Genomic DNA, 22,979 nt, shown 5'->3' with positions numbered 1-22,979 from the left:
TATTACGCAATAATCAAGGATTAACTAAAATTATAAAAACAGGGTGACTAGAAAAAACGATCGTTTTTTTTAGTCACCCTGTTTTACAGCAAACACTAGTATATCAAGCCATTATGCGTAGTTGGTCAATTGGGACTGACGAACATCTGTGTGTAATGGTATTAAACTTAATCCGATGAATGCCAGGTATTTAATTGAATTGTTTTCTCATGTTAAATTCTTAAATCGATGGATAATCCTTTCTGTTGATCTATTTTTATCAATTCTCTCCACTTCTACGTCTCTAACCTTCCTGTGGTTTATATTAGGAACGGAGACTTCCAATCGCAATCTTTTCAATATATTATTCCTATCATTATCTTATAGTTTGATAAGTTTTTACTTCTGTCAGACTTATAAAGGTGTGATCAGACATTCTGCTTTTACAGAAACCGGAAGATTTGCTATCTCGTCTTTGATAAAAGTCTCATTATTATTTTTATCATTTCATTTCTTTACCGATACCTATTCTGTGCATGAGCTAGTATTAGGAGCTGTTATCGATTTATTTCTGACATTCTCTATACTTATTATATCGCGTGCCCTCTTAATAGTATCGTATACAATCATAGTAAATAGTGTTTCTTCCGGTCAGGGGAAATTATTGATTTATCAGGGGAAGAATCTCACTTCCTTATTATTTGATTCTTCTTTATGTGATAAGCAAATGTTTCAGATGGAGGGTTTTCTCCGTTTTGGGGAGCGCCAATCATTGCGTATAGGAAAGTATAAGGTTTTTTCAATAAAGAATCAAATTGAGTTTAATCGTTTAGTGAATCAGAAAAACATTCGGGCTATTTTGTTCACAGACTATGCAATTGTAAAAGAGGAGAGTGAACGTCTGGTTCGCTATTGCGAAAAGAAAAAAGTCCGGATGCTGATGCTTCCTTCTATCGATGAACTGAAAAAAGGTAAAATAAACCTATGTAATTTACCGGAAGTACGTATTGAAGATCTTTTAGGCCGTGAAGAAATCTGTATTAATATGGATGAGATAGCAGCGTCTTTAAAAGGAAAAGTGGTATTGGTTACCGGAGCTGCCGGTTCGATAGGGAGTGAGCTTTGTCGTCAACTCTGTACATTCGGTTTGAAACAGTTGATCTTGTTTGATAGTGCTGAAACTCCCATGCATAATATACGTTTGGAATTGGAAGAGAAGTTCCCCGGGCTTGAATGCATCCCTATTATGGGAGACATTCGGATGGTTGATCGTGTAGAGTCCGTTTTCAAGCGTTTCTGTCCCCAATATGTATTCCATGCAGCTGCTTATAAGCACGTACCTCTAATGGAGGAAAACCCCTGTGAAGCAGTTCATACGAATGTGCATGGCACTCGTAATGTAGCAGATATGGCAGTTAAGTATGATGTGGAGAAATTTATAATGATATCTACTGATAAAGCTGTTAATCCTACAAATGTGATGGGGGCTTCCAAACGTCTGGCAGAAATCTATGTACAGAGTTTAAGTATCGCCATAAGCAAGGGCTTGCATCCCGGGAAAACTCGTTTTATCACGACTCGATTTGGGAATGTTTTGGGTAGTAATGGTTCTGTTATACCTCGTTTCCGTGAGCAATTAGTGAAAGGAGGTCCTTTAACGGTTACTCATCCGGATATCATTCGTTACTTTATGACAATCCCGGAAGCCTGTCGTTTGGTACTTGAGGCTGCTTTTATGGGAAAGGGCAGTGAGATATTTGTTTTCGATATGGGAACACCTGTTAAGATCGCTGATTTGGCTCGCCGTATGATTGAGCTGGCAGGTCTTACTCCCGGTGAAGATATCGAAATAAAATATACCGGTCTTCGTCCCGGTGAGAAACTGTATGAAGAGCTTTTGGCAACAAAAGAAAATACACTCCCTACGAATAACGCCAAGATATATTGTGCCCAGGTAAGAGAATATGATTATAATGCTATTTGTACACTCTTGAGTCCTTTAATCGCTTTTGCAATAAAAGTAGATAAAATGGAAACAGTTAGATATATGAAAGGGATTGTACCGGAATTTAAGAGTAGGAATTCGGAGTATGAGGTGTTGGATAAGGTTGAATAATATTCTACTGGTATTTTTTCCCTCCTTATTTGTTTTCAGGAAGCTCCCAGTGGCAGGTATTACCATCCGTGTGATCAACAATCACTTCGAAACAACAAGCGTTAATTCCTATAGTGGTATAATCACTGTGCCAGGGAAAGATTTGAAAATTCGGATGAAAGCAATTCGAAATCGTTGAAAGGTCGTGAATGCTATTCTCCGGAAACATCTTATAGTGACCATAATATGGTAGTTTGGAAAGGAATGATGAATAAATGTAAAAAATAATTAGATATTAAAATCTATAAACTTATGAGCATTTTTGCAGGTAAAACCCTTATGATTACTGGTGGAACAGGTTCTTTTGGTAATGCAGTATTAAATCGTTTTCTCCGTACTGATATCGGTGAAATCCGTATTTTCTCACGTGATGAAAAGAAGCAGGATGACATGAGGCATGAATATCAGTCCAAGTATCCGGATGTTGCAAATAAAATTAAGTTTTTCATCGGTGATGTGCGAAATCTCCGGTCATGTAAGAACGCGATGCACAGTGTTGACTATATCTTTCATGCTGCAGCTTTAAAACAGGTGCCAAGTTGTGAGTTTTTTCCAATGGAGGCTGTTAGGACAAATGTAATAGGAACAGATAATGTTTTGACAGCTGCTATCGAAGCTAGTGTAGAAGCTGTAATTTGTCTTTCTACTGACAAGGCTGCTTATCCTATCAATGCTATGGGTATCACCAAGGCTATCGAAGAGAAGATTGCAGTGGCAAAAAGTCGTTACTCCGGCAATACTAAAATTTGCTGTACTCGTTATGGCAACGTAATGTGTTCCCGTGGTTCTGTAATCCCTCTTTGGATTGACCAGATTCGTAATGGTAATCCTGTAACTCTTACTGAACCGAAAATGACTCGTTTTATCATGTCTTTGGAAGAAGCTGTAGATCTCGTGCTTTTCGCCTTTGAGCATGGCGAGAATGGCGATATTCTCGTTCAGAAAGCACCTGCTTGTACTATCCAAACTCAGGCAGAGGCTGTGTGTGAATTGTTTGGTGGTAAGAAAGAGGAGATCAAGGTCATTGGTATCCGTCATGGTGAGAAGATGTACGAAACATTACTCACCAATGAGGAGTGTGCCAAAGCTGAGGATATGGGCAATTTTTACCGAGTACCAGCAGATAATCGCTCACTTAATTATGACAAATACTTTACAGAGGGAAATGAAAAGCGTGATGTTCTGACCGAATTCAATTCAAATAATACCTATCGTCTGACATTGGAAGAAACTAAAGCTAAAATTGCCGCTTTGGAATATATTAAGCGCGAAATGAGCGGTGAAGGCAATTTCATACAGTGAAAAATAACAGAATAGATGAAAATACTTGTATTGGGAGCCAGCGGAATGGCTGGACATGTTATATCGCTTTATTTTAAAGAGCAGGGATATGATGTAACAGGTTTCACTCGTCGTCCGATATCGTTCTGTAAGAACATTATCGGTGATGCCATGAAACCGGAAGAGGTGAAGGCGGCTATTCTTGGCGATGACTTTGATATCGTGATCAATGCGATCGGTGTGCTCAACCAAGATGCAGAAGACCACAAATCCATGGCTGTGATGCTTAATGGTTTTCTTCCGCATTTCATTGCTGACACATTGAGAGAAAGTAAAACCAAACTCATCCATATGAGTACGGATTGTATTTTTGCCGGTAATACAGGACCTTATTATGAAGATTCGTTTCCCGATGGAAAGATTTTTTATGATCGTTCCAAAGTAATCGGAGAAGTAAATGACGATAAGAATCTTACATTCCGTAATTCTATTGTAGGGCCGGATATCAACGAGAAAGGAATAGGGCTTTTCAATTGGTTTATGAAACAGGAAGATTCAATCAATGGTTTTACCGGAGCTATTTGGACTGGTGTTACCACATTGACACTTGTCAAGGCTATGGAAGAAGCTGTTAAGCAAAATCTTACAGGGCTTTACAATTTGGTAAACAACGAAAGTATCAGTAAATTTGATCTTTGTGGACTATTCAACAAATATTTTCGTAATGGCAGGATTGTAATTAATCCGAGTGACAAGCTCCAGTTGGATAAATCTCTCCGTCACCGTCGTGCCGATTTTTCATTTGTTGTTCCTTCTTATGAACAGCAGATCAAGGAAATGGCAGATTGGGTAAACACTCATAAAGAATTCTATCCTCATTATTTCAAATAAACAGACAGATAATGAAAAAGTTAAAATTAATGACCATTGTAGGCACACGTCCTGAAATCATAAAAATGTCGGCAATTATTAAAAAGTCCGACAAATATTTCGACCATGTGCTTGTACATACAGGTCAGAACTACGACTATAACCTCAATGCGGTATTTTTCAAAGATCTTGGTCTTCCTGCCCCTGACTACTATTTAGGAGTAGTCGGCAACAATATCGGCGAAACAATGGGTAATGTCATCTCCAAGACATACAATTTGATGACAGAAGTCAAGCCGGATGCCGTGATTGTTCTTGGTGATACAAACTCATGCCTTTCGATTATAGCAGCCAAACGTCTGAAAATACCTATTTTCCACATGGAAGCAGGTAATCGTTGCAAAGATGAAAATCTTCCTGAAGAAGTTATACGCCGTATTGTAGACGTAACATCTGATGTAAATCTCTGCTATTCGGAGCACGCTCGTCGATACATACTTCAGAGTGGTGTAAAACCAGAATATACATATGTTGTAGGTTCTCCAATGGCAGAAGTATTGAAATCCTGTCAAAAGGAGATTGACGCATCTGATGTATTGGAGCGTCTGCATTTACAACCCAAGAAATATATCCTCCTTTCTGCTCATCGTGAAGAAAATATCGACATTGAGGAAAACTTCTTCTCATTGATGAATGCAGTAAACGCAATGGCAGAAACCTACGATATGCCAATACTTTACAGTTGCCATCCCCGTAGCCAAAAGATGATCGCAAAACGTGGATTCAAGTTCGATCCACGAGTCATCCAGAACCAACCACTTGGATTCTTTGACTACAACCATTTGCAGAAAAATGCATTCTGTGTGGTTTCTGATTCTGGTACAGTACCGGAAGAAGGCGCATACTTCAAGTTCCCGGCAGTAAGCGTCCGCACATCAACAGAACGTCCCGAAGCTATGGACAAAGGTGTGTTTACCATCGGTAGCATAACCTCTGAGGCTGTATGTCAAGCAGTAGAACTAGCCACAGCCATGCATGCCAATGGCGATGACGCCTGTCCTGTTCCTGCGTATACTGATAACAATGTATCTGCCAAGGTCATTAAATTGATACAGAGTTATGTTGGAATTATAAACAAAATGGTTTGGCGTAAGTCGTAATACATGCAGATTACAGGTGGACACTGGCAATGTTGATGTCCAAGATGAAGAAGAACCTCAAACGAATTTTATTGTAGGTTTCAATAGATGGTATGGAAAAGAAAGAAAAATAAATGTCAGATACATCAAACAACACCCGAATAGCAAAGAACACACTTCTCCTTTACTTCCGTATGCTTTTCAGCATGGTAGTTGCTTTATATACAAGCCGCGTTGTACTGAATACACTGGGAGTAGAAGATTTCGGTATATATAATGTTGTGGGCGGAATCGTTTCCATGTTGAGTTTCTTCAACTCATCTATGGCCACAAGTACGCAACGTTTCTTGAACTATGAAATGGGGCGGAACAATGATGAAGGGTTGCGGAGTGTCTTTATCAATGCTGTAAATGCCCATTATCTGATAGGCATAGTCACTGTAATCGGGCTTGAAACCGTTGGACTATGGTTTGTGTATAACAAGCTGAATATTCCTGTCGAACAATTTGATGCTGCTGTGTGGGTGTATCATTGCTCAGTGTTGTCTTTGTTTGTGAGTATAATAAGCACACCATATAATGCAGCTATAATTGCAAACGAACAGATGGGCGTATATGCCTATTATTCTATTGTAGAGGTGGTGCTGAAACTATTGATTGTTTATCTGCTTGTGGTTATTCCTTATAACAAACTGATTGTTTATGGTTTGCTTTCGCTTGGGGTAAGTCTTCTGATGCGTATCTTATATAATGTGTATTGTATCAGAAATTTTACCAAGTGCAAGTATCAATGGAAGTGGAATGTGCAGTTGATGAAAAAAATGTTCTTCTTCTCTGGATGGATGCTCTTTGGTTGTATTAGCGATATGTTAAGTAAACAAGGCGTAAATGTACTGATAAACATCTTCTTTGGTCCTGTGTTCAATGCGGCTCGTGCGATAGCCGTACAAGTGCAAGCGGCAATCAATAATTTTGTAACAAACTTTATGACAGCAGTACGCCCACAGATAATCAAGAGTTATTCCGCTGGCGAATATCTGCATATGTACAGGCTTGTGTTCTCTTCTTCCAAACTTTCGTTCTATCTGTTGTTTGTCTTGACAACCCCCGTTCTTATATATACAGACTTCATTTTGCAGTGGTGGTTGAAGCAAGTACCAGAATATTGCGTGTTGTTCACCCGTCTTGTGTTGATAGAATTGTTAATCAGTTCTGCATACGTTCCCATTGCACAAATAAATCTGGCTTCGGGAAAAATACGTAATTATCAAATGGCAATAGCTATAATATTCTTGGTAACTTTCATTTTGACGTATGTGTTGTATAAAATGGAAATGCCTGTTTATAGTACTTTTGTATTGTCGGTGGTTTTGGCCGTTGTCGGATTGTTTGTGAGGGTATTAATTTTGAGGCGTGACAATGATTTCCCCGCACGTACATATTTAGCTAAGATTATGTTGCCCTTGTTACCTGTATCGGCATTGTCGTTGGTAGTACCAATTTCAATATACAATTTTGTAGAGACTTCATTTTTGACATTTATAGCAAATTCTGTTGTCGGATTCTTGACATCGATTGTCTTAATATGGAAGTTTGGCCTTGACAAAACAGAAAAAGGCTTTATAACAGAAAAGATTTTAAATAGAATCAAGAAAAACAAATAACAATATGATAAAGATTGAAAAGCCGCAAGTACGTGTTGATGGTACGACGGCAACACTTTCTGCATATGTTACAATAGACAGTGTGCGTAAGGAGGTATGGTTTAAGGTTGACAAGAAATATGAGGAATATCTTTGTGATGAACGTGGCGATGCCTTTGTTATAGCAGTGCTGAACTTTGCCATGCGCAACCATTATGACATTGTGAGCGAGGCACCATTGTCTGAAGATTTGTACTACAATATAGACAAATACTTGCTTGATGCCATAGCGCAATACAACAAGGACTTCTATCGTCCACAGATAACAGCGGATGTGTCATCTAAATCATTGCCATGTGCTGGTGCAGTTGGTACAGGTATTTCGTGTGGTGTGGACTCCATGCATGCCCTTGCAAGTCAAACGACTATGAAATTCAGAAAGCATAATATCACCCATTTGACATTCAATAATGTGGGTAGTCATGGGGAAGGAGAAAAAGCAGAGAATCTTTACCATGTAAGATTGGAACGTCCAAGACGTTTTGCAAAAGAATATGGTTTTGAGTTTGTGACAAGTGATTCTAATTTGCAGGATGTGATTAAACAGAGTCACTTCAAGACACACACATATTCAAGTATGTTTGCAGTGTATTGTTTACAGAAACTTTATTCAGTTTATTATTATGCTTCATCTGGTTATAAGTATCACGAATTCAGATTGTATGATATGCCCGGTAGCTCTTGTGGGAGTTATGAAATGTTTTCATTGCCATTATTATCAACTCATAACTTGCGAGTATATTCAGAGGGTGAAGGCATGTCACGGATGACAAAGCTGAAGTCTGTAGTAAAATATGCTCCATCATACAAATACTTGAATGTCTGTCTGGAAGAAGGAGACAATTGTGGCAAGTGTGAGAAATGTGTACGTACGCTTTTAGGAATAGATGCTCTTGGAGTGCTTGAAAAATACAGCAAGGTGTTTGATATAGACTATTATCGTGAGCACAAAAGTTGGTATCTCGTTCAAATGTTGAAGCGAATATCAGATGGTAAACATGACTATTTTGAGATGTATCCTTATTTCAAGAATGAGATAACTCTTTGTATGCGTATGCAGGTAATACCATATAAGATTGTAAGCTTCTTTAGAAGATTAATCCCAAGGAACTCTAGGCTTTTTAATATTTTGAAGTCTATCAAAGAAAAGTAAAGGTGTATGCAGAGAAACTTATATTTTGATGCTCTTCGTGGAATAGCCATCATGATGGTTGTTGCTATCCATACATTCTACGCTTGTGAGTTTGAAAGCTGGTTATCCATCTGCGCTATAAGCATGCGCGAGATTTTCAATATGGCAGTACCTATGTTTTTAGCTATCTCTGGCTTCTTTATCGGCAGGATGGTTTTTGAAGATAAAAGACAAGTCTTTGTGTTTTGGAAGAAACAGATACCAAAGGTTTATATTCCTGTTCTATTCTGGTCTATTCCCTATTTTGCCTTGGCAATACTTGAAGGACAATCGATACTAGAGAATGTCTTGTTGTTATTTTTTTGCGGTTATAGTATATATTATTTTATAGCATTAATCGTTCAATGTTATTTATTACTCCCAGTAATACAAAAGAAAATGCTAAATCCTGTAATAGGGGGGGAGTTCTTTGTATATCAATGATATGTGTCACTGTGGTTTCTTACACGAGTATTACAAAACTCCCTTTAATAGTGTTTGCCGGTCCTGTAATTGTATGGTTAATATTCTTCTGGTTAGGAGTATATATTTCAAGAAGCAGCCGAGATTATAATATAAGGTGGATACTCATTGGTGTAATAATTAGTTTCGTGCTGATGGTAATAGAGACGAAGTTCAGACATGAGGCTACAGGTGGAGGATATGGTATAAAGCCATCTTCATTTGTGTTCTCTTTCCTAATGATACTTTTGCTCTTCTCCAAACGAATAGAAATGCAATACAAATCAGGCAACATCGTAAATAAAGTATTAATAGTAATGGGGAATTATTCTTTCCCGATCTACTTGATTCATTGCTTCGTGATAATACTGGTATTCTATTTCGTTTCGATACCTGTTTGGATAATAAGATGGGCAATCGTTGTAGTTATAACAATGCTGATCATCTATCTGGCAAGAAAAGTATTACCTAAAAAATATCTGAAGATTATAGGATTTTAATACATGATTCAAATACTCGACAAACATAATTGTTGTGGGTGTAACGCCTGTGTACAAAAGTGTCCCATGCAATGCATATCAATGCATGAGGACGAGGAAGGATTTCTTTATCCATTGGTTGATTTTGACAAGTGTATTGACTGTCATCTCTGTGAAAAAATATGTCCTTGCCTCAATCAGGAGGAGTCTCAGGAATCATTATCATGCTATGCCGCAAAGAATACTGACGAAGAAATACGTAAGCAAAGTAGTAGTGGTGGCATTTTTACAGCCATTGCAGAGAAGGTGATAGCTGAGGGCGGAGTTGTGTTCGGAGCATGTTTCGATAATAACTGGCAAGTGTTTCACGCTTGTGTCGAAACAAAACAAGGTCTTGCTGCATTTAGAGGTTCAAAATACGTTCAGAGTCAAATAGGAGAAACATTCAAGCAAACTGAATCATTTTTGAAAGAAGATCGTAAGGTTCTGTTTTCTGGAACACCTTGCCAAATTTCGGGTTTGAATCATTATTTGCGTAAGGAATATAACAACCTACTTACCATTGAGGTTGTCTGTCATGGTGTACCAAGCCCTAAAATTTGGCGAGAATATCTAGAATCATTAAACTTGATGAACATCGGTTCTATCTTACATAAAGATAAGTCAACAGGTTGGAGAGGTTACTCGTTCACAATTAAGAATACTGCAAACAAGGTGATATTCACAGAACGAGCTGGAGATAATAAATATCTGATGGCGTTTGTTCGCAACCTCACCCTTCGCCCATCATGTTTCTCTTGCCCAGCCAAAGCAGGCAAAAGCAGAGCTGATATAACTCTTGCCGACTACTGGGGTATTGAACATATCGTTCCGAAGATGGATGACAACAAAGGTACCAGCTTTATCTGTGACAACACACAAAAGGGCAAAGCATTTATCAAGCAGTTCAACATTCAAATGGAACAAGTTGATTATCAAAATTCCATCGATTACAATTCTTGCATATTCAAAAGTACCAGCGAACCTGTGGAACGTCAGCAGTTCTGGAGTGGTTACAAATGTCAAGGCATCAAAGCCCTTCTATCGTTAAAAAGAAAGAAACAGAATATCTTAAAACGAGTCATAAAGAGATTATTTCGATGAAAATAGGAATATTGACATTTCATTGGGCAACCAATTATGGGGCAGTGCTACAATGCTATGCATTACAGAGCTATCTTGAAGCTATGGGGCATGATGTGAAGGTTATCAATTATAAGCCTCGTCAGTATGACGATAATCTTTATACCTTTTTACGATTCCGTAAGTTTTTAAATTTGGGAGAATATTTTAATAACCGTAAGAAAGAATCTGTTTTGCGCGAATTTCGTTGTGAACATCTTAATCAAACAGAGCGAGTATATAACTGTAAAGATATAGCTTTACTTGCATTACAATTTGATGCTATCATTTCGGGAAGCGATCAGGTATGTAACCCCTCCTTTTTGATGTCAGGAGAAGGCTGTGGGGTGGTATCACCTGCATATTTTCTTGGATTTCCTTTTGATGGCAAACGCATTGGATATGCTTTGAGTTTTGGTTGTGTGGAATATCCCGATATAGCTCGTGGTGTGGCAGCAAAGTTTATTAAGGACTTTGATGTGATAACAGTGCGTGAGAAGACAGGTGTCGAAATCGTGAAGTCCATAGGTAGAGGCGATGCTATAGTCGTTCCTGACCCGACACTGTTGATGGAGCCACAATTTTACCACCAACTTGCTAACGGATGTAAAACTTCCGAATCTGAATCATACATTTACAGCTTTTTTATCCGCCATATTGCAGACAGAAAACTATTGATCAGCAACGTACTGAAAGGAAAGTGTATTCTTTGGAATAATGAAGATGACGATTATACAATGCAAGGTTGGCTCTCGAAAATCAAACATGCAGAGTTTGTTGTTACCGATTCATTCCATTGTGTAGTGATGTGTTTGAAACTTCACAAGCCTTTTGTAGTTGTCACAGAAAAAGAAGGCAATGTGGGTATGAACGACCGACTCTATACTTTGCTATATAATATAGAAATGTTAAATCATATTGTGTATAAAGAACATGCTTCTCAAATTATTGCGCTGTTGGACAAAACAACAGATTGGACTATGATTGATAATGATATAATAGAAAGGACTAAATCTATAGTTGAGATATTAAAATAAGATGGTTTACATAATATTTTTCTTTGTACTAATTTTGGGCACGTTGGCAACGAAATCTCGCAAGGATAGTGTATATTATCTCTTCATGATAATGATTCTTCTTTTGGCTATCATTGGTTTGCGTGATGTATCAGTTGGTACTGATACATTAAGCTATACTGATGATTTTATAAGATTTTCTCATATGTCTTTTTCTGAAATGTGGAAACTAGCATTTACCACGAAAGAACCATTATATGTGATTATTTCATGGATACCTTCATTATTGTCAACCAATTATACTTGTTTTCTTTTGGTTTGGGCATTGTTTCCTGTATGCTCATTGTACAAGGTATTCAAAGCTGAGTTGCAGAATAGTACGGACTACATGATCGCAATACTCGTATTCTTTCTGTTAGGTTTGTTCGCATTCTATGTTGCCGGCATACGTCAAACAGCAGCCCTCTCATTGGTGTTCTTCGCTGGAGCAAAATATTTGAGAGAATATAGTATGAAAGATATAAAGTCAGTCATAAGGGGTAAAGCAATTTATTGTTTTGCGATTCTTATTGGATTGGCTTATCTGATTCATAACTCGTCTGTTTTATTCTTACTTGCTATTCCATTAGTCTTTTTGAAAGTCCGATGGTGGTATTTACTCTTGGTATTCGGACTTTTCTTTATTGGAAAATATGTTCAAATTGATCAAATTGTTTTGCTTTCAAAGTTGTTTTTTGAAGATAGATTTGCAACTTATGGAACCGTTTATGAGAGTAGTCAGAATTTTAGTGCTTGGATTATGCAAATTATACTTTTCCTCGTATGCTTCTCTGTGAAGGATAATCTTATTAGGCGAGATACTCAGAATAATTTTTTCTTTAATATGTTACTTTTGGGTCTTGTTTTTCAATCTCTTTCTGAAATGATGGCAGAGATGGCTCGTATCTCATTTTACTTTTCTATGTTTGCGATGGTATTGCTACCGCGTGCATTCAAAGAATATTCAGGTAATTATCGCAAATTCATATATTTCAGTTTTACCGTTGTATGTCTATATTATTTGTTCTTCTTGACAGGCAGCAATCTGCCTGAATATCATTCGGTGTTGTAATAGTTATGAGAATCCTTCAAATAAATTGCGTATACGCAATAGGAAGTACAGGAAAAATAGTAGAAGATATTTCCAATTTTTGTACTTCCAATGGAGATGAGGTCTTAATCTTATATGGTAGGCAAGGAAAAAACATCACTCATAATGTGATAAAAATCTCATCAGAGTTTGAAGCCAAGATTCATGCAGTATTGTCACGAATGACTGGTTTAGATTTTTCCTATTCTCCTTTAGCTACGAGAAAAGCAATTAAGGCAATAGAGAAATTTAAGCCAGAAATTATTCATCTACATTGCCTAAATGGACACTTTATCAATGTATATGATCTTATTAAATATCTAAAGAGCAAAGACATCCCTACAGTTCTGACATTGCACGCTGAGATAATGCATACCGCAGGATGTGAACATGCCTACGATTGCATGAAGTGGGTGAATGGATGTCATAATTGTGATAGAATTAAAGGCAGATTGACACACCATTTTCGAGATGATGCAAAACACGCTTATCACAAGATGCAGAAAGCTTTCAATGGCTTCAATAATCTGACGGTGGTAAGTGTATCAGATTGGCTGACGAATAGAGCCAGACTATCAGCAATCTTCAAGCATACTCATGCAAGGTTCGATACTATAGGGAATGGATTGAACTTGGTATCTTTCCATCCGGTAGCTTTACAGGATAACCCATTAAAGAACCGCATTGATAATTCAAAACCTATTATTCTTCATGTAACGCCAAGTTTCTTGCATCCTTTAAAAGGAGGCAAGTATGTTATAGAGCTTGCAAAGCGAAATCCTGAATGGCACTTTGTTATTGTTGGCTATAACGGAAATGGAGAACTTCCAGAAAATGTGACAACCATCAGCCATACTCAAAACAAAGAGGAACTCTCTTGGTATTATAATATAGCGTCTCTTACTCTTTTGACCAGCAAACGTGAGACTTTCTCCATGGTTTGTGCAGAGAGTTTGGCTTGCGGTACTCCCATTGTGGGGTTTAGGGCTGGAGGACCAGAAAGCGTGTTTGTCGGAAATTTTGCAAAGTTTGTAGAGTATGGCAATGTTGATGCTTTGGATAAAGCTGCAAATGATATGCTCGCCGAAAAGCTCGATGTAGATACATATTTAATACACAAAAGGTTTACTGCTAATCGTATGGCTGAAAAATATAGACAATTGTATAAGCAAATAGAAAAGTAACAATATGAATAAGAATCCATTGGTTTCAATAGTAATCCCGGTCTATAAGGGGGCGAAATATTTGGCCGAGGCAATTGATAGTACCTTAGCTCAAACATATAAGAATATTGAGATTGTTGTAGTAAATGATGGATCTCCAGACGATGGAGCCACAGAGCGTGTGGTATTGTCTTATGGTGACAAGATTCGATATATCTATCAAAAAAATGGGGGCGTATCTTCAGCTCTGAATACAGGTATCAAGGAAATGAAGGGTGAGTATTTCTCTTGGCTTTCTCACGATGATTTGTATGAACCGACCAAGATAGAAAAGCAAGTTGCGTTGATACAAGATGAAAATGACATTATCTTGTGCTCAGGTTCTCTTGTAGATGAGAATAGAAAACCGATACCTCATCATGTTAAGACATTGGAGGGACGATTGAATAATATAGAGGTCTTTAATGCTTTTATACATGACTATGCCCTTAATGGTCTTGGCTTTTTGATTCCAAGACATATTTTTGAGAAAGTTGGAACATTTGATGAGTCAATGAGATATCTTCAAGATTTAGATATGTGGCTTCGTATACTTATGTATAATAAATATACTATTGTATGCCAAAGAGATTTACTTGTCGTGACACGTATTCACAGAGGCCAACAGACAAATACTATTTCTGATGTGTTTGACATAGATCGCAGAAAACTGGCAGTTAAGCATTTTGGCATAATAAAAGAATCTGTTAGCATTAGTGATAAGAACACCTTGTATGAATTGTATTATAAACTATTTGTAAAAGGGGGGAATAAACCAGGAATAGAAGAGTCTACAAAAGTGTTGGAAAACAATGGTTATAGCATTTTTAAAATGAAAAAAATCGCATTCCCTTATTATATAAAGGGGAAAATAAAGATGATTTTGAGATTTGTTTATAATGGATTACTAAAAATCAAGGGAGAACGTAGTTAGTATGGCAAAAAAAACAGCAACAATAACTTTCCATGCCGCTCATAATTATGGTTCTAATCTTCAAGCATACGCGTTGCAGCAAGCCATATTAAAATTAGGTTATGAAAATGAAATAATAAACCTTCGTACAGAACGGCAAAAAGACCTATATACGGTTTTTACAAAACGTAAGGGCTTAAAATATGTATTCAAGAACCTATCACATCTTTTATATTATTTTCCGCTAAAAAAAGCGTATGATAAGTTTGAAGAGTTTATTAACAATAAACTTATTGTTACAAAGGAATATGCTTCTGAGAAGGATTTGAAGAATGCTGATTTGGATTATGACTTATATATAGCAGGTAGTGACCAAATATGGAATCCTGTTCCAGCAGACTTCGACTGGTCTTACTATCTTACCTTTGTGCACGAGGGCCGTAAAATATCATATGCTCCAAGTTTTGGGCAGTTAGCATCAAAGGGAGACGCAGAAGCAAAGCATCGTATTTCAGACGCTTTGAAAGATTTTGATGCCATAAGCGTACGAGAACAAGGAACTGCCGATAATGTAAAGCAACTGATAGGGATGGAACCTCAAATTGTTCTTGATCCAACTTTGCTTTTGAAAAAAGAAGAATGGTTGAGTCTGGTAAAGGATGAGAAGCGAATAGTGAAAGGGGATTACATATTCTTCTACACATTGTTTGCTGATCCAAAACGAATGGCTATTGTAAAGAAAATATCCAAGATTACGGGTTTGCCAGTAGTGACTTCTAACTTTTCAAATCAGTATGACGTGTTTAACCCATTTATTAAAAGGTATGATGCTGGACCTCTTGATTTTTTGACTTTGATACGTGATGCTAAACTCGTTGTAGTTTCATCATTCCATGGTACTGTTTTCTCTATATTACTAAATGTACCATTCTTTGCTATTGATGGTATGAGCGATGCACGTATAAGTACATTATTGAAGAGAACAGGTCTTGAAGTACGAGAGATAACGTATACTACAGTAAATGAGAAATGTAAACAAGCCTATTCTGCTGATTTTGAGAGCGTAAACAAGCGAATAAACATTGCACGTAAGGCCAGTATAGAGTTTTTAAGGAAAAGTTTAGAGGTATGATAGATAAAGTATGCGACTTAGACGAATGTTCAGGCTGTTTTGCTTGTGCTAATGCTTGTCCTGTTGGCGCAATTCAAATGTTACCAGAAAAAGTAGGGCATTTGTTTCCTGTGGTAACTGATAAGTGTATAGAATGTAACAAATGTGTTAAGATTTGTCCAGTAAACAACCCCATTGAATTATCGAAGCCAACTAAGACCTTGGCATTTTGGATGAAAGACGATGAAGAGCATCATAGTAGTACATCAGGTGGAGCGGCAGCATGCTTTACCAACTATATGTTGGAAAATAGTGGAATTGTATATGGGTGTGCCTCGCTTCCTTATGGTGTGATAGAACATATTCGGATTGACCATAAAGCGGATGCTTATAAGTTGAAAGGAAGCAAATATGTACATAGTCATATTAACGAGACATTCAAGTCGATTAAGAAAGATTTGAAGGAAGAAAAATCTGTGCTTTTTATTGGACTTCCTTGTCAGGTAGCTGGTTTAAAAAACTATATAGGGAAAATTGATGATAATTTGTACACCATAGATTTAATTTGTCATGGTGTACCATCGCAACAAGTCCTATTTGAGTATATAGAGTCGTTAGGTATTAAGCGAGAAGATGTCTCTGTAGTAGCCTTTCGCGAAGCGAAAGGCTACTACCTGACGATAAAATCGTCAGGTAGTAGCGTCTACCATAAAAATGAATGTAAGGATTTGTACTACATGGCTTTCAATGACAATCTCTGTTTTCGCGATTCCTGCTTCACTTGTCGGTATTCTTCACCTAAACGTGTTGGTGATTTGACAATTGGCGACTTTTGGGGGCTTGGCAAGAAAGAACCATTCAATCATAATCCTCATGGTCATGTGTCTGTGGTGTTTGTTAATAATGTCAAGGGACAGTTGTTGGTGGACGCTTGTGCAGACAAGTATGAGGCAGTTGAGCGTTCTTTAGAGGAAGCTATTGATGGAAATCATAATCTGAGTAGGCCGTCAATTGCTCCGAATGCAGAAAAATTTCATTCTGTATATGGAAAGGTTGGCATTCAAAGTGCTTTGAAGCGATGTCTGTGGAAAAGACGAATCAAGGCACCTTTTTTACCTATAGTACAGTGTATTCTTAGTAAGATATGATATGGATAATCCCCTAATTAGTATCATTGTCCCTGTTTATAATGTTGAAAAATATTTAGACAGATGTGTCAAATCTCTAATAAATCAAACATTTCACGATATTGAGATTATTCTTGTTGATGATGGGAGTCCTGACGGATGTCCTGCAATTTGTGACGATTATGCAAGAATGGATAGTCGAATCCGCGTTGTTCACAAAGTGAACGGAGGACTGTCAAGCGCAAGAAACGAAGGGTTGAAGCATATAATAGGAGAATATTATATGTTTGTGGATAGTGACGACTGGCTGGATGAAGAAACTTGTAAAGTCTGTTATGATGAAATAGTTGTCTCGGATGCAGATTGTTTGATGTTTTCATATACCAAGGAGTTTGGAAACCATAGCATTATCAATCATGTGTTTAATCAAGATAAAATTGTATGGGATGAACCCGAAATTAAAGCATACATTCACCGAAGACTGTTTGGATTGATAGGTAAGGAATTGGTTCGACCTCAAGACGGTGATCTTATAGTATCTGCTTGTATGCAATTGTTTAAAACCTCGAAGTTCAAGGACATTCGTTTTGTTGATACAAAGATTATTGGTACAGAAGATTGTTGGTATCAGATACTACTTTATGAAAACTGCAATAGATTCGTTTATATAGATAGACCGTTTTACCATTACCTTCGCATAAACGAGGGGTCGCTTACTACCAAGTACAATCCCCATTTGTTTGAAAGGTGGCAAAGAATGTATGACTATATGGAGGAATATATTGTAAAGCACAATAAGGGAGAAGAATATACTAAAGCTCTTGAGAATAGAATAGCTCTTAGTATTCTTGGGGCTGGTATTAATCAAACTCATTCTAATGATAGTTTAATAGAAGGATCTAGGCTCATCAAGGAAATGCTTCAATGTAAGCGTTATGAAGTCGCACTCTCTAAATTAGATACATCTTTGATGCCATTTGCGTGGAAGGTTTTTTTTCTTTTAGCCAAACACAAACATACTTTTTTACTGTTTTCAATGCTCAAACTAATAGAATATTTAAGAACGCATAAAAAATAATCAAATATATGAATAATCAATACAACGGCCACTTGTGTATTGTATTTGCACTGGAGCATTACAACCCATTGAATATGATTCGCGCACTGGGTGAGAATGGCGTGAATCCAGTATATATCTCCGTGATGCGTCGTTACGAGGTGGCAACGAAGAGTAAGTACATCTCAAAACTGTATCGTGTGGATACTGTTGAGGATGGTTTTAAACTTCTGATGGAGAAATATGGTCATCTGGCAGCAGAAACGGGCAAGAAACCATACATTGTCTTTTCGGATGATAAATCGGTAGGTTATTTCGACCTTCATTATGATGAATGGAAAGACAAGTTCATCACCTACAACGCTGGTCGTGCTGGTCGTATAAACGAATTTATGGACAAATATAATATTCAGCAACTTGCAAAGAAGCATGGCTTCGATGTGTTGGATTCCTATGTCATCAGCAAGGAGGATGAGTTTCCAGAAAATCTGTGGTATCCTATTATCACCAAAGACATTTCACCTAACTCTGGTTCATGGAAGGGTGATGTCTATATCTGTCAAGATGAGAAAGAACTGAAAGAGGCTATCATTAAGATTGAAAGCCCTTTAATAATGATTCAGCATTTTGTGGATAAGCAGAATGAAATGGCTTTGGAGGGTTACGCCATCAATAAAGGGAAGGAGATGCAGATTATCACAGAAATGAAGTGGAAGTATCTCATCCAAGGGTATTATAGTCCTTATCATGATGTGAAGATGTTTGAGGACAAGGAGATGGAAAAGAAACTTCAGGCAATGTTCGAGGAAATAGGTTTTGAAGGTGTATTTGAAGTGGAATTCTTGATTGACAAAGACGGTACCTACTACTTCATGGAAATAAACTTCCGTGCTTCTGCTTGGAATCCGACCTGCAAGTTCGCTGGTATGCCATTACCTTACCTATGGATTAAGGGAATGGAGAATGGATATATCGATTCTGCAGACCGTAAAGAGTTTGATCCATTTACCTCAATGAGTGAGGTGATTGACTACGGAAAACGTGTGGAAGGTGGAATGTGCTCTATCGCAGAGTGGCTTCGTGACTTTAAAGACGCCAAGTGTGTGTACATCTATGATAAGGAAGACCGTGGTCCTTGGGATGAGGTGATTAAGAATTGGGAGAATTTCAAATAATAAGATGAAGGCTTTGATGTTAGCGCCTATGGGGTCTGTTCATAGGCGTTTTAATAAAGCAAATATAGATGCATTATTGGCATTAGGTTATGATGTGGAATTGTGTGCAAACTTCGAAAATGGAGAAGGCCCAGAGATTCATAATCAAAAGTATGAAGGATGGTGTGTTGCTAATGGTATAAAGACACACTCTATCCCTTTTGCTCGCCATAGTTTGACTGGAAGTCTGAAGTGCTTGCCACAACTAAAAGAACTTCTTAAACGAGAGCAGTATGACATTGTACATACACACACAGAAACAGGAGGCTTGTTACTGAAGTTTGCACATAGTGTCAAAGGCAAGAGCCGGTTCTTTTATACCCCTCATGGAATGTCTTTCTGGAAAGGTAGCAGTTTGAAAAGTCAGTTGGTTTATAAACCTTTGGAACGATGGATATGTTCGGGCATGGACATGAACTTAGGCATGAATATGGAGGAAGTAAACAATCTGGAACGCTGGAACAAGCGTACTGCCACCTACGTTCATGGCATCGGTCTGAATGTGGTGCGTATGCAGAGTCCTGTACGCTCGCAAGAAGAGGTGCGCAAAGAGCTTTGTTTGAGGAAGAACGATAAGTTTGTGGTTTCTATTGGTGAATTGGATGACAATAAAAATCATATAACAGTGATCCGTGCTTTGGCAAAAATTGGTCGTAAGGATTTCAAGTATGTGGTTTGTGGTATTGGACCCAACAAAGACCATTTACTTTCAGAAGCCGCCAACCTTGGGTTGAAGAACAATGTGGTGTTAGCTGGTTATCGTTTGGACATTCCTGATATTCTGAATGCTGCCGATATCTTTGTCTTCCCTTCATTTCATGAGGGTATGCCAGTGAGCGCGTTGGAGGCCATGGCTTGTGGGTTACCTATAATCTGTTCGGAAATTCGCGGAAATGTAGATATCATTAAGGAAGGGGATAATGGATATTTGTTTATGCCCACAGATGTTGACTCTCTCAGCCAGAAACTTTCCTCTCTGATGGATGATGGTCAAAAGCGAGAAGCAATGGGAAAGAAGAATAAGAATATTGTGAAGGCGTTCTCACTTGAGGCTGTTACGGAAGAATTAAAGAGTATTTATTTACGTGGAGTAAAACAATAGTGACAAGCACACAGGGAATAATATTCAAACTATTCAATAAATACAGAACGATAAAAACGGAATGTGTTGGCACTTCGATTTGGAACATGATTGTGTTTAGCTCGTTCCTGCATCGAAGAGTTTTGCTTAAATAAGAAAGTATGTGCCAACTTTTTATCCCCTGGCTATTGGTTGTGTTGCTGATAGCTTCTATAATTCTGTTATTTTTCAAGCGTTTGTGGTGGTTGTCTATAGTCTTAGTGATAGTGGTTTTGTTGCTGAACTGTAGATATGAAGTGGTTGCGTTTAATCTGTCTGTTCAAAGAGAAGGTAATGACATTCTGAAAGTTATGACTTGGAATATTGATGGCTCTTCACCTATGGTATTGGACAACATCAATAAAATCAGCCAGAAAATTCGGCAAGAGAGTGCTGATGTGGTGTTTATTGCTGAAGATTTCTATCAATGTTGTGACACGCTTGACACTTTGCTGAAACCTGTATATCCATTCACAACGCATATGGTATGTAATGATAGCCATTATTTTTATAGCAAATATCCATTGAGTAAGAGTGAATGGATTGGTAAAGAAATTGACCCTCTGTCGTCTATCATCGAGTGTTATGTGGATATTGAGGGACAGAAAATAGCACTTTATGGTTGTCACCTTTCCAGCAATAACTATTCTGGCGGAAAAGAAAATCTACGCGCAGAACAGATTCATGGATTTTCGAGTCTTTTGTTGTATCTGCAAAATGTAGATTTTTCTTCTCGATTAAGGGAAGAAGAATGTGGTTTCATTGCAAATCGAGTGGACTTCAATACTCCAACTTTCATCATGGGCGATATGAACGATGTGGCAGGGTCGCCAGCACTTCGTATTCTTGGAACTTCAGGTTACAAGAATGCTTGGTGGAAGGGAGGCTCAGGTTATGGTGCCACAATTCATAGTCCCGTACCTTATCGAATTGACCATATATTGTACAGACAAGGATTGAAAGGATTAAAACTTAATTCAATCAAGAAGATAGATGCAGAAGGATTAAGTGATCATGATGCCCTTGTGGCGGAATTTATATTTGAAAAATAAACACAAATGGAAGTAGGTTCATTTCTTGAACTCCAGTTACCGAAAGGTCGTGAGTTCTATAATCAAGAAACAGATATTGCCCGATTGAACACGGGGAGAATGGGTATATGGCATGCGTTTCGTGTGACGGGATGTAAGCGTATTTGGATTCCAGTCTATCAGTGTGACTCCATCCGAGAGACACTGGAGAAGAAAGGTGTGGTAATATGCTTCTACCATCAGGATCAGGACTGGAATCCACTGGATATTGAAGCGATGGACGATGATGCAGTTCTTCTTGTAAACTACTATGGTATCATGTCAAGTGGACGTATGGCAGAGTTGACAAAGCCTTACAAACATGTTATCATTGATTGTGCACAGGCTTTCTTCTGTCGTCCGGTAGAGAGTGCTTTAATGGTTTACTCGTGTCGTAAGTTTGTGGGTGCTCCTGATGGAACATACGTTGTAGGTAAGGATGCGCATAAATATGTGGAAGAATATCCACAATGTTACAGTTCTGATACAGCCGTTTTCCTGCTGAAACGCATTGAGTATGGTTGTGAGGGCAAGGGCTATGAGGCTCGTAGTCTGAATGAACATCGCATTGACGCAGAGGACTGCATGAAGATGTCGAAATTAACTCGAATGTTGATGAGTGCAGAGAATTATGAATTTAATCGCCAAAAGCGTAAGGAAAATTTTGCCTATGTCCATCAGTTGCTTGGGGATATCAACAGAATTAATCCAACAATGTATATGGATGAGGAAACCATCCCGATGGTTTATCCATTAGTGGTGGAAGATGACAACCTTATCAATCATCTCTTTGCAGCAAAGCATTTTCAAGGACATTGGTGGAGCTATATTTGTGATGAGCAACCAGAGGATAGTTTTGAGTATTGGATCAGTCGATATATGATTCCAATAACAATTGATCAACGTTATGGCAAGAAAGAAATGGACTATTTAGTAAATGTAATAAAACAATAATGGGAAAATGTATAAAAAGACTTTTTGATTTGATATTGGCATTGGTATTGTTCATCCCAGCATCGTTGATTTTGATGTGTGGCATTATCTTTGTAAAGATAGTCTCACCTGAGTTTTCTCCAATTTTCAAGCAGGAGCGTGTGGGCTACAAGAATAAACTATTTACTCTATTTAAACTTCGCTCTATGACTAACGAGCGTGACGAGAATGGAGAATTACTTCCAGATGAGGTTCGTTTGAAAAAATGGGGAAAGATTGTACGTAAGACCAATATAGACGAACTTTTTCAGATTTGGAACATTCTGAAAGGAGAGATGTCGTTTATTGGTCCTCGCCCAATTCTCGCCAAGGAAATGTTAGTAATGACAGAGGAAGAACAGATAGAACGTCAGTCTATGCGCCCAGGAATCACAGGTTGGGAGGCTGTACATGAGGGTGAATCGGAAAACCGCCGACAGATGGCAGAGTTCGATTTGTTCTATGTACGTAATTGGAGCTTGAAATTAGATTGGATGGTTTTCTACAAGACTATACAAATTGTACTTGGTTTCCAGCGACCTGACGATCGCATACGCGCTCCTAAGATGACAGATGATCAGATTGTTGATAAGAATCGTGAATAGCGAACTTCAAATTTCACAATGAAGTGTTGAGATGTTTCAATCA

21 protein-coding genes are annotated in these 22,979 nt (G+C 37.9%); all 21 read left to right on the top strand.

Features of this window, described 5'->3' with window-relative positions:
- Positions 1-175 precede the first annotated feature (175 nt).
- The 21 genes from HMPREF1536_RS22690 (at position 176) to HMPREF1536_RS22590 (ending at position 22,936) form a co-directional block, all read left to right on the top strand.
- Positions 176-2,095, top strand: a complete 1,920-nt coding sequence (locus tag HMPREF1536_RS22690) for a UDP-N-acetylglucosamine 4,6-dehydratase family protein (RefSeq protein ID WP_028728193.1) — start codon at positions 176-178, stop codon at positions 2,093-2,095.
- Positions 2,096-2,386: 291 nt separating this feature from the next.
- Entirely contained in the window at positions 2,387-3,436 is a 1,050-nt protein-coding gene (locus HMPREF1536_RS22685) for a polysaccharide biosynthesis protein (RefSeq protein ID WP_028728192.1), read from the top strand.
- 15 nt (positions 3,437-3,451) lie between these two features.
- The gene (locus tag HMPREF1536_RS22680; protein WP_028728191.1) at positions 3,452-4,306 is read left to right on the top strand and encodes an SDR family oxidoreductase; all 855 of its coding nucleotides are present in this window, start codon (positions 3,452-3,454) and stop codon (positions 4,304-4,306) included.
- 11 nt (positions 4,307-4,317) lie between these two features.
- The gene (gene wecB / locus HMPREF1536_RS22675; RefSeq protein WP_028728190.1) at positions 4,318-5,445 is read left to right on the top strand and encodes a non-hydrolyzing UDP-N-acetylglucosamine 2-epimerase; all 1,128 of its coding nucleotides are present in this window, start codon (positions 4,318-4,320) and stop codon (positions 5,443-5,445) included.
- Positions 5,446-5,558: 113 nt separating this feature from the next.
- Positions 5,559-7,088 carry an MATE family efflux transporter gene (locus HMPREF1536_RS22670; protein ID WP_028728189.1) on the top strand — a complete coding sequence of 510 codons (1,530 nt, stop codon included), beginning with the start codon at positions 5,559-5,561 and terminating at the stop codon, positions 7,086-7,088.
- A 4-nt stretch (positions 7,089-7,092) separates the two neighbouring features.
- Positions 7,093-8,280, top strand: coding sequence for a hypothetical protein (locus tag HMPREF1536_RS22665; protein ID WP_028728188.1), 1,188 nt, complete (start codon positions 7,093-7,095; stop codon positions 8,278-8,280).
- 6 nt (positions 8,281-8,286) lie between these two features.
- Positions 8,287-8,742 (top strand): acyltransferase family protein, encoded by a 456-nt coding sequence (locus tag HMPREF1536_RS22660; RefSeq protein WP_028728187.1) that lies wholly within the window; start codon positions 8,287-8,289, stop codon positions 8,740-8,742.
- Positions 8,664-9,260: an acyltransferase family protein gene (locus HMPREF1536_RS28470; RefSeq protein WP_081693343.1), complete on the top strand. Its 597-nt coding sequence runs from the start codon at positions 8,664-8,666 to the stop codon at positions 9,258-9,260. The genes HMPREF1536_RS22660 and HMPREF1536_RS28470 overlap by 79 nt, the downstream gene beginning before the upstream one ends.
- A gap of 3 nt (positions 9,261-9,263) precedes the next feature.
- On the top strand, positions 9,264-10,382 hold the full coding sequence (locus HMPREF1536_RS22650; RefSeq protein ID WP_028728185.1) for a Coenzyme F420 hydrogenase/dehydrogenase, beta subunit C-terminal domain: 1,119 nt from the start codon (positions 9,264-9,266) through the stop codon (positions 10,380-10,382).
- The gene (locus tag HMPREF1536_RS22645) at positions 10,379-11,437 is read left to right on the top strand and encodes a polysaccharide pyruvyl transferase family protein (protein WP_044192445.1); all 1,059 of its coding nucleotides are present in this window, start codon (positions 10,379-10,381) and stop codon (positions 11,435-11,437) included. The genes HMPREF1536_RS22650 and HMPREF1536_RS22645 overlap by 4 nt, the downstream gene beginning before the upstream one ends.
- A gap of 85 nt (positions 11,438-11,522) precedes the next feature.
- On the top strand, positions 11,523-12,527 hold the full coding sequence (locus HMPREF1536_RS22640) for an EpsG family protein (protein ID WP_157395720.1): 1,005 nt from the start codon (positions 11,523-11,525) through the stop codon (positions 12,525-12,527).
- Between the two features lie 5 nt (positions 12,528-12,532).
- Positions 12,533-13,729 carry a glycosyltransferase gene (locus HMPREF1536_RS22635; protein ID WP_028728183.1) on the top strand — a complete coding sequence of 399 codons (1,197 nt, stop codon included), beginning with the start codon at positions 12,533-12,535 and terminating at the stop codon, positions 13,727-13,729.
- A gap of 4 nt (positions 13,730-13,733) precedes the next feature.
- Positions 13,734-14,681 carry a glycosyltransferase family 2 protein gene (locus HMPREF1536_RS22630; protein WP_052349852.1) on the top strand — a complete coding sequence of 316 codons (948 nt, stop codon included), beginning with the start codon at positions 13,734-13,736 and terminating at the stop codon, positions 14,679-14,681.
- A gap of 1 nt (position 14,682) precedes the next feature.
- A complete protein-coding gene (locus tag HMPREF1536_RS22625) occupies positions 14,683-15,792 on the top strand; it encodes a polysaccharide pyruvyl transferase family protein (RefSeq protein WP_028728182.1) in 1,110 nt (369 codons plus the stop codon).
- Complete coding sequence (locus HMPREF1536_RS22620; RefSeq protein ID WP_052349851.1) at positions 15,789-16,919, top strand: Coenzyme F420 hydrogenase/dehydrogenase, beta subunit C-terminal domain; 1,131 nt, start codon at positions 15,789-15,791, stop codon at positions 16,917-16,919. Before HMPREF1536_RS22625 ends, HMPREF1536_RS22620 begins: the two co-directional genes overlap by 4 nt.
- A 1-nt stretch (position 16,920) precedes the next feature.
- Entirely contained in the window at positions 16,921-17,976 is a 1,056-nt protein-coding gene (locus tag HMPREF1536_RS22615) for a glycosyltransferase family 2 protein (RefSeq protein WP_028728181.1), read from the top strand.
- 8 nt (positions 17,977-17,984) lie between these two features.
- Positions 17,985-19,130 (top strand): ATP-binding protein, encoded by a 1,146-nt coding sequence (locus HMPREF1536_RS22610; RefSeq protein WP_028728180.1) that lies wholly within the window; start codon positions 17,985-17,987, stop codon positions 19,128-19,130.
- Positions 19,131-19,134: 4 nt separating this feature from the next.
- Positions 19,135-20,271, top strand: coding sequence for a glycosyltransferase (locus tag HMPREF1536_RS22605; RefSeq protein WP_052349850.1), 1,137 nt, complete (start codon positions 19,135-19,137; stop codon positions 20,269-20,271).
- A 140-nt stretch (positions 20,272-20,411) separates the two neighbouring features.
- Entirely contained in the window at positions 20,412-21,341 is a 930-nt protein-coding gene (locus HMPREF1536_RS22600) for an endonuclease/exonuclease/phosphatase family protein (protein WP_028728179.1), read from the top strand.
- A gap of 6 nt (positions 21,342-21,347) precedes the next feature.
- On the top strand, positions 21,348-22,313 hold the full coding sequence (locus HMPREF1536_RS22595; RefSeq protein ID WP_028728178.1) for a hypothetical protein: 966 nt from the start codon (positions 21,348-21,350) through the stop codon (positions 22,311-22,313).
- On the top strand, positions 22,313-22,936 hold the full coding sequence (locus HMPREF1536_RS22590) for a sugar transferase (RefSeq protein WP_028728177.1): 624 nt from the start codon (positions 22,313-22,315) through the stop codon (positions 22,934-22,936). The genes HMPREF1536_RS22595 and HMPREF1536_RS22590 overlap by 1 nt, the downstream gene beginning before the upstream one ends.
- Positions 22,937-22,979: the final 43 nt, after the last annotated feature.

It is taken from the genome of Parabacteroides gordonii MS-1 = DSM 23371 (assembly GCF_000969825.1).
Classification (GTDB): domain Bacteria; phylum Bacteroidota; class Bacteroidia; order Bacteroidales; family Tannerellaceae; genus Parabacteroides; species Parabacteroides gordonii.
This window is presented reverse-complemented; position numbering and strand designations above follow the sequence as displayed.